Origin of the sequence: Salipiger marinus (assembly GCF_035481585.1) — a bacterium.
GTDB classification, from domain to species: domain Bacteria; phylum Pseudomonadota; class Alphaproteobacteria; order Rhodobacterales; family Rhodobacteraceae; genus Salipiger; species Salipiger marinus.
Map to the genome: position 1 here is coordinate 1 of NZ_JAYKSL010000062.1, position 3,155 is coordinate 3,155.

General features: G+C 64.1%; 1 protein-coding gene and 1 pseudogene. Both read left to right on the forward strand.

Features of this window, described 5'->3' with window-relative positions; all coding sequences use genetic code 11:
* Positions 1 to 289: 289 nt before the first annotated feature.
* The gene (locus VK682_RS27020) at positions 290 to 883 is read left to right on the forward strand and encodes a helix-turn-helix domain-containing protein (protein WP_324782966.1); all 594 of its coding nucleotides are present in this window, start codon (positions 290 to 292) and stop codon (positions 881 to 883) included.
* Positions 870 to 3,155 (forward strand): annotated as a pseudogene (locus tag VK682_RS27030) (relaxase/mobilization nuclease domain-containing protein); the annotation flags it as partial. The gene VK682_RS27020 and the pseudogene VK682_RS27030, both read left to right, overlap by 14 nt.

Genomic DNA, 3,155 nt, shown 5'->3' on the forward strand with positions numbered 1-3,155 from the left:
TCTCGATGGAAAACCCGGCTCAGTTCTGGGTGGAAATCAACACCGTCCGAACACATACGTGTTCGGCCAGACCCTCGGGCGGGGCTGGCGGACGGGACCCCTAGGACAGGTGGGTCGCCCGATGGTGAGGGCGGCAGAGCCGCGTCCCTGCGGGCCGCGGGGGAAGCGGACACCAAGGCTGCCTGAGCCTGAGTGCGACGGAAGTATATAATTGACAGCTAGGTATATTATCGTAAGGTAAGTGCAGCCTTGGTGGAAGGCGGCAGGAAATAGGGGGTCTTTCTTCCGCATGTCCCGAACAAAACGCCTGACAGAGATCGAGAAGATGCAGATCGTCCGCGAGGCCGCGGAGGGTGTGTCGACGTCCGAGCTGGCTGCGAGGTTCGGTGTTACATCGCGCGCCGTGCGCTACGTCCTGAAAGCCGATGCCGAGCGCCAGACGGATGCCGCGATCCCGGTCTCGGCGGTCAGTGTGAAGGTCACGGCTGCGGAGCTTGCGGCGCTCGACGAGGTGCTGGCCGAGGCCGAGATCGAGAGCCGTGCCGAGGGGCTCAGGCGGCTCATTCAGGCAGCAGGCGGAGTGTTCGTTCCGGACGCGCAGATGGCAGCAGAGATGGCGCGCTACCGCGCCTCTCTGCACGAGGTCGGCAATGGGGTCGCGCAGATCGCCAAGCAGATGACGCAGGCCAACCGGCGGGGGCAGGGGGCCGTGGGAGGCACGAGTGCCGAGTTCACCGAATTGCGCCTCGCCCAGATGCGTGGGCTGGCGCGGTTCATTCTGGATTCTGCTGACGAGATCGATCTGCTTCTGCGCCGCCGTCGTGACACGATGCAGCTGCAGGCCACGGCCGCGCTGAGGGAGTTTGCCCATGCGGCTGAATGATGCTGTCCATGCCGTCACGGGCGAGGTCTTCCGGGATGGCTGGAGCCGCGTCCGGGGCTCGATGCAGGGGTTGCATGTGGCCAAGCAGACCCAGCTTGTGCGCGCGGCAGCAGGGCATCGGCCAGCGGTCTTCAAGGCGATCAGAGGCGGGGGTACGCATACCAAATCGCAGCTCGCAAACCAGCTCGATTACCTCACGACCAAGTCGACCCATATCGTGGACAGTAGCGGGTTCCTGGATGGCAAGTCCAAGCTCGAGGCGGGTGACATCAAGGATCTGACCGAGCGTTTTGCCAAGCGGTGGGATGCGGGGTTCAAGCCGAAGCTCGGACAGACCACCCACATGCTCATGTCCTTCCCCATCGGCACGCGCGGCGAGGATGTGCGCGACATTGCTACGGATGTAGCCGAGCGGTTCTTCCAGACCGACGCGGGGCATTTCAATTATATCATCGCGGTACATGAGGACCGCGATCACCCCCATGCGCATCTGGTGCTGAACCGCCGCTCGCAAGAAGGCGAGTTCTTCTTTCTGGGGCGCAACCATCGGTTCAACTATGACGATTTCCGCCTCGCCATGGTCGAGGAGGCGGAAAAGTATGGCGTGNAACCATCGGTTCAACTATGACGATTTCCGCCTCGCCATGGTCGAGGAGGCGGAAAAGTATGGCGTGCGCCTGGAGGCCACGCGCCGGGTGGATCGCGGGGCTGTACATTACCCAGCCCGGACCAGCGAGGTCTACGCCGCGAAAGAAGAGGGTCGCGCGCCCCGCGAGCGCGAACGCGTGGGGGCCGACCTGACCCGGACGCTGGCGGAGATCGCCAACATCAGAACTGTCTACCATTCGCTTGCCGGGGAGGCCTCACGGGAGACCTCCGAGGTCCGCGAGGCCCGCGCGGATATTGCCGCGGCACTCTTCCGCGCGGGCGAGGTGCTGGCGCATGGCGGACAGGTGGACCGAACAGGAGATGTGTATATGGCCGAGGATCAAAGCTTCGAGGATCTGACAAGCCTCTATGCGGAGAAGCTCGCGCGGGTTCAGGGCATGATCGCCGAAAAACCTGACGCGGAACGTCCCGTGCTGGAAAAACGCCTCATCGAGATCCAGACGCAGGTCCAGCACATGCAGCCTCTCGGTTTGCGATCATCCACGCTGTCAGAGACCCCCTCGGAGGGCGGGATCTATTCCGAAGTCAATATTGACGCCAGCCAGCGAGAGCGACTGGCCGAGCCCGACCTGAGATCGCGCATTGACGTAGCACTACGGGGCACGGGGATCAGCACATTGGAAGTGGTGGCCCGGATCGAGACCGGGGCCTCGAGCGCCGCGCTCGAGCATCAATGGATCGCCAATGATCTCGCCAAAGTGGCCGAGGCGCGCGACCTGAACCTCGAACGTCGCGCCGATCTGGAACAGGCGCGCGACATTCTCAATGACGTGCATGTCGCGCTCGGCACGCTGCTAGAACGAGAGAACGTGCTGCGCCGGGATGGCGTCGTGGAAGCAGAAGTGGTCAGCGAGCGGTTCCATTATCATGAGGGCGCGGTGCGGGCGATGGAAGGGACAATCCGTCAGGAGATGCGCGCAGACGGCCTGACCGCGCAGCAGATCGAGGACCGGGACTGGGAGGTTGTCTCACGGGCGGAGCGCCGGATCGAGACGGAGCAGCGTGCATATCTCGAGGCACACCCAGATCTGCTCGCACGCCCTGGCGATGTGATTGACCGGTCTGAGCCCTATAGGGAGACCATCACCGATGCGGCCCGCGCCAGCGAGATCACCCGCGAGGTCGACCGGATCATGGAGGGACGCGACGTCCGCACGCCCCTTGCAGATGCTGTCACGGATGAATTCAGGGAGCGCTATCCGGACATGCCGTCCCACCTCGCCCGCGGGCTCGGCGCGACCTATGCGGCTGTCGTCGAGATCCGGGACACGGAGGCCATCAATCAGGTCCGCCGCGAAAACGAGATGCGCGACGGGCTCGGGTCTGGCACGCGCGACGACATCCTCGCAACCCGCGATGAAACTGCGTCGCAGTCTGACCGTGCCGACCGCCTCGCAGACGAGATTGCGCGTGTTCTGGACCATGAGCGGGCCGGGGAATTGTCCGCGCCCTTCGAGACCGAGGCGGAGCGGGACGCCTTCCGCGACGAGATCGCGCGGGTGCTGGACGTTCGCCAACTCGACCGGCTCACATCTGGCGATGCCGATGCGCTGGACAAGGTTCTCGAGGACCGCCTCGACCGGCTCTATGTCGCCAAGGTCTA

Coding starts and splice junctions, on each gene's coding strand:
- VK682_RS27020 (WP_324782966.1), top strand. CDS start 290: ATGTCCCGAACAAAACGCCTGACAGAGATCGAGAAGATGCAGATCGTC.